3 protein-coding genes are annotated in these 5,632 nt (G+C 43.8%); 2 read left to right on the top strand and 1 reads right to left on the bottom strand.

The features are described from left to right. Positions 1–299: 299 nt before the first annotated feature. On the bottom strand, positions 300–1,649 hold the full coding sequence (locus tag NIES208_RS18190; protein WP_084176687.1) for a lipopolysaccharide biosynthesis protein: 1,350 nt from the start codon (positions 1,647–1,649) through the stop codon (positions 300–302). A 207-nt stretch (positions 1,650–1,856) separates the two neighbouring features. Here NIES208_RS18190 and NIES208_RS18195 point away from each other — a divergent pair, with 207 nt between their 5' ends. Continuing rightward, the gene (locus NIES208_RS18195) at positions 1,857–2,387 is read left to right on the top strand and encodes a sterol desaturase family protein (protein ID WP_075894407.1); all 531 of its coding nucleotides are present in this window, start codon (positions 1,857–1,859) and stop codon (positions 2,385–2,387) included. Positions 2,388–2,755: 368 nt separating this feature from the next. Then, complete coding sequence (locus NIES208_RS18200) at positions 2,756–5,539, top strand: adenylate/guanylate cyclase domain-containing protein (protein WP_075894408.1); 2,784 nt, start codon at positions 2,756–2,758, stop codon at positions 5,537–5,539. Positions 5,540–5,632 lie beyond the last annotated feature (93 nt).

The following is a 5,632-nucleotide window of genomic DNA, read 5'->3' on the forward strand; positions in this document are numbered from 1 at the left end:
TTTGAAAGCTAGTAGGATTGTTTGCATAGAAACATCTCCCGATCTCTCGCTCTCTCATTCACCGCGTCGTACTTCCGAGCATGCTTAAGCAAAACTCACGTTCTTTTAGGAAAGCCCATAATCAAAAACTTTTTAACAACTAAAATCTTTAACAGCGCATTTATAACATAACGAAAATAACCAAAGAACTTATTGTTCCTACGGCGTATTTATTATTCTCCGAAAGAAAGATTGACATTACTAATACCAGTGAAATCACTTGTTCTCACTCGTAAATCAAGCAATGTCAGACTTACGTATTACTTGACCCGACTCAATTCTCGCACCCGTTGTTTTAATTTGATTTTGAGCCTAATTTGTTGCCACGTTAAAACAGTATTGAGGGTAAAGCTAGAAAAGAAAGAGATTAAAGTGGCCAGACCTGCACCGATCGCCCCAAATTGAATCGTTAAAATAACGAGCATTGGTAAATAAATTCCTAGAATTGCGATGCTATTGACCCTCAACGAAATTTGCGGCAGACCCATCGCGAATAAAGCGGGTTCTAATAGGCAATTTCCCATATTGAAAATACCTGCAACGACCATCACCATCAAGGTTGCATAGGCGGCGACAAAATCTTCCCCCATCGCGTAGTAGAGCAAATCTTTACCGAACCATAGTCCTAATAGGAAAAGCAATAAACCAAATCCTTTCAGAATGAAGCTGAATTTCAACACAATCCGGCTAAATTTACGCCAGCGATCGCGACTGCTGAGATGGGCAAGCTCTGGATAAACCGAATGGGTAAATAACAAAGCAACTTCCCGCAATGGTGTCGCCAACTCGTAACCAGCTCGATATAGACCCACAGCTACGGGGGTAGCAAAAATACCAATGATTAATGGGCTTACCGTCATCACAAGGGGCAATGATGAGTTGAGATTCGACACCAAACAAAATTTGAGCAGGGTGCGATCTACAGTAAATAAATTAGGGCACGACCAATCCATCCCCTCTAAAAGTCCCTGACGACGAACTTCCCGCCACCCTAAAAATAAAAGTGATACACCGTTCATCGCCTCTGCGAAGACCCAAATAAACAAATAGCTCCAAAATGGGGCTTCTAGGGATAACGCAATAATGGTGCCAGCTAAACGGGTGAAGGCTGGGACAGTTTGCTGTAAAGCGAGCCAATTAAAGCGATCAAATAACCTTAATAATCCCATCGGCGTTGAGCCTAGGGTAAATAGCATTAAGACGCTACACCACTGGACTTCACGGATGGTGCTCGCATCCCAGCCCACTAACGAACCAACAAAGGGGGCAAGGGTAATGGCAACAAAAAAACCACCGCAGGAACCGAGGATATCCAGTAGTGTTGTGACTTTGATCAAATGCTGTAGTGCATCTCTATTTTTTTCTTTGAGATAGACTGCGCCGTAGCGAATAAAGGCTTGCCACGACTGGAAGGTTGTCACGCCAATCAGGATCTCAATAAATGCCCTCGCTAAAATAAAGAGGCCAAACAGCTCTAGGCCTAGGCGGTGTGCCGTTAGGCTAAGGTAGCCAAAGTTGGCGATCGCCGTAAAAATCTGTCCGATCAGGAGCCAGCTAAAATTTTTGAGAATGCGTCGGAAGATACCATCGGCGAAAAGACCCTTGATCATTAATCTATTTTTTATTTAATATATTTTTTATAATTACGTTTTAAAGCCAAACAAAACTGTTGAAATAGCTGTGATAAAGCTCATTTTTTGAATAAAGATAGGAAAAAGAACTCCTGCTTTTCTGAAAAGCTTACTGACGATTTCAAAGGTTACAATACGCTTTAATTACATAAGATCTATCTGTTTCACCATTTTCTAATAGATGTCATGGCGGCTCCAACAAATATTGTAGTTATAGCTACTTTTTTCATTCTCGCAGTTTTATTTGGCAGTTTTATCGAGTATTGGATTCATCGAGTATTTCATGTTAGACAATCCCACCCCATAAAAAAAATATTTCCAAAGCTCGGCCAAGGCCATACGCAGCATCATCTGGGTGGTGAAGGGCAAGGATTTCTTTGGGAATTTCGGAATTATGTTTTCGGCACTTGTCCTGTGATGATTCCGATGTTTTTTATCTCCCTTGATATCGGTATCAGCTGGACTCTTGGCATTGTGAGTTATGCTGCTTTCGCTGCCTATGCCCACCAGTTACAACATGACACTCCCATTAAATGTTTCTGGATGAGTATACCTGTTCACTATGTTCACCACAAGTACAATCAATGGCACCACAACTATGGTATCGGCGTTGATTTGTGGGATCGAGTCTTTGGAACCTATCAGTCAAAAGAATGGGTTGAACAACAAGAATTACGGCAAGTAAATGAGACGTTAATGTCTATTAAATGGTATTAGATGATTATTTTTTGAGTGTTGTCTTCTCTGCTCTGCTTTGGTTTTAAAGTCTTAACTAATCTCGATGGTTTCATCGGGATTTTGCTATCAAAATAGAGTTGTCGGTTAACAAAATAAATTTAAAAAAATGTGGATTCCCAGCTTTTTCATGGAAGTTGGGATTTTTGATTTGTGTTTTAGATGTATGCTGAAAAATCTTCTATGGGTACATCTGTGGCATTTTGAGAAGGGTCTAGGATGTATGTTTAGAATAATTTAAGTCTTTGTAGATCTTGAAGCTAGACAAATATGTCAGGATCTTTCTCAGAAGTCGTGTTAATGATAAATGAAAGACCGAAACAGCTGTCATTGACATGTTGTGAATATCTATGGTTTGGACTAAGCGTCTGAAATGGTTTACTCGTAAATCGCAGCAATTACCTTTACGTCTTGTATTGGTTGTCCCTTTTTTGTTGCAAATTTTTGGTGCTGTTGGTTTGATTGGCTATTGGTCGTTACGGAATGGTCAAAGGTCTGTTGATACTTTGGTGCAACAGTTACAAACGGAAATTTCACGGGAAATTGATCTCCATCTGCGGAGTTATTTGCGGGAGCCGGATTTTGCTAATCGTGCCACGATCGCCGCCATTGAGTTAGGGTTTATTGACCCGACGGATCGTGAGTCTTTGATTACTTATTTTCGGCGGGCGATCGCCGACAATCCTCAAATTAATACAATTCAATATGGCTCTATCGAGGGTGATTATTTAGGCATTGGGCGCTGGAAAGGGGAGCAGCAGGTCTTAAAGATTGCGACCCGTGAGATGGATGGCAAATTTCAGACCCTGCGGCTTAACGATGACAATGAGCCGACCTACATTTACAACACCCGCGAAAACTATGTTTTGCAAGATCGTGACTGGTTTAAAAATCCGGTAGGGGCGAAGGTGACCCGCTGGAGTCCTGTTTACGTGATGTTTAGTAACCAGATGTTGGGTCTGACGCTAGCTGAGCCAGTGATGAATGGCAGGGGTGAAGTGATTGGTGTCATTGGCACAGATGTCTTGCTGGCAGAATTAAACTCTTTTCTAAAAAGTCTTGAGGTCGGTAAAACGGGTCAAGCGTTTATTTTGGAGCGTAATGGGGCTTTGATTGGTAGTTCGACGCTGCGCAGTAGTTTAAATTTTCGGAACAATAAGGAGCAGCCGGAGCGTTTGCTGGCAGAGGTGAGCGATGATGATCTGATTCAATCAACGACGCGCTATTTAAAAAAAGAATTTGGCTCCCTCGAAAATATCGCTCAAATGAAAAAGGGTCGCATTGAGCTGGATGGTGTGACGCATTTTTTACAAGTTACTCCCTATCAAGATGAGTTTGGCTTGGATTGGCTGGTGATTCAGACAATTCCTGAGTCGGATTTTATGGCGCAGATTCACATCAATACGCGTAATACTATTTTGGTCATGTTTGGGGCGTTGGTGGTGGCGTCGGGGGTGGGCTTGATCACGTCCCGTTGGATTTCACGACCGATTTTGCAATTGTCGCAGGCGGCGATCGCCCTGGCAGAGGGGGAATGGAATGTGATTATCCCCAACAACAATAACGGTCGGGTGGGCATGATGCGCGAAACCACAAAGCTGGCTCTAGCCTTTAACCGGATGCGATCGCAATTGCAAAAATCCTTTGATGAGCTGGCAGAAGCAAAGGCGGGTCTTGAGGTGAAAGTACAGGAGCGTACCCAAGAGTTGCGGGCTAGCGAGCTGAAATATCGCGGTATTTATGATAATTCTCAGGTGGGTATTTTTCGCACAAGGGTGGAGGATGGTCTGGTGATTGACGCGAATGCCTGTTGTATTGAAATGATGGGCTACGACAATCCAGATGAGGTGATTGGTAAATTAACCGCAGCGGACTTTTATGCAGATATCGGCGATCGCGCCAAAATGTTAGAGCAAGTGGTGGACTACGAGCTGCATAACTTTGAAACCCAATTTCGTCGTACCGATGGCAGTATTATCGATGTCCTGATTTCCGGACGGTATAACCACGAAGACCATTGTCTGGAGGGCGTAGTCAACGACATTAGCGATCGCAAACAAGCCGAGCGGGCATTATCCGAAAAGGAAGAATATCTACGTCTAATTTTAAATAATATTCCCCAGCAAATTTTTTGGAAGGATCGGGATTTACGCTTTCGTGGCTGCAATAACAACTGGGCGATCGCCGCAGGTTTAGACGAACCCGAAGCTGTGGTGGGCAAAGATGATTTTCAGCTTTTAGAGGATCCAGACGAAGCAGAATTTTTCCGACAGCAAGACATTCAGGTCATCTCCGAAAACGAAAGCATTCACCATTTAACCATCCGAAAAATTAAGCCCCTACCCGCCCGCAAAGAAAACTGGCTCGACCTCAGTAAGGTTCCCATCCACGACACTGAAGGTAATGTCATTGGCGTTCTCGGTGTAGTCGAAGATATTACCGAGAAAAAATTAGCCGAAGAAGCCCTCCAGCAAGAACAGGCGAAAGCTGAAGCCCTACTCCTTAATATTTTGCCCGAGGCGATCGCCACCCAACTCAAAAACAAACCCGGCACCATCGCCGAGCAATATGACCAAGCCACAGTTCTTTTCGCAGACATTGTGGATTTTACGCCCCTCGCCTCGCGCTTATCTCCCCAAGCTCTCTTGGAAGTTTTAAACGATATTTTTTCAGAATTTGACCAACTCGCCGACCAGTATGGCCTCGAAAAAATTAAAACCATTGGTGATGCCTACATGGTGGCGGGCGGATTACCGATTCCCGACGAAAATCACGTGGCGGCGATCGCCGATATGGCCTTAGCCATGATTGAAATTGCCCAGAAAATGAGTCCGATCCAAGTCCAACTGGACGAACATACCCAACTCAACCATCCCCTACGACTACGCATTGGCATCAATACAGGCGAAGTCATTGCCGGAGTGATCGGCACGAAAAAATTTATCTATGACCTTTGGGGCGACGCAGTGAATGTGGCCTCTCGTATGGAAAGTAGCGGTGAAACCAACTTAATTCAAGTGACAGAATCCACCTACAAACTCCTTAAAGACCGTTATATTTTCGAACAGCGCGGCATGATCTCCGTTAAAGGCAAAGGAGCAATGACCACCTACTGGCTGCTGGATAAAGCCTAACTATTACCCACTCTGACAGTAATGTTTCATTTGATATTTAACGTGAGTTTTGCTTAAGCATGCTCGGAAGTACGACGCGGTGAATGGGAGAGC

Origin of the sequence: [Limnothrix rosea] IAM M-220, assembly GCF_001904615.1 — a bacterium.
In the GTDB taxonomy this organism is placed as follows: domain Bacteria; phylum Cyanobacteriota; class Cyanobacteriia; order Cyanobacteriales; family MRBY01; genus MRBY01.

Bases quoted from the DNA above. Each gene is read 5' to 3' on its own strand.
- NIES208_RS18195 (WP_075894407.1), top strand. From the start codon at position 1,857: ATGGCGGCTCCAACAAATATTGTAGTTATAGCTACTTTTTTCATTCTC.
- NIES208_RS18200 (WP_075894408.1), top strand. From the start codon at position 2,756: ATGGTTTGGACTAAGCGTCTGAAATGGTTTACTCGTAAATCGCAGCAA.
- NIES208_RS18190 (WP_084176687.1), bottom strand. From the start codon at position 1,649: ATGATCAAGGGTCTTTTCGCCGATGGTATCTTCCGACGCATTCTCAAA.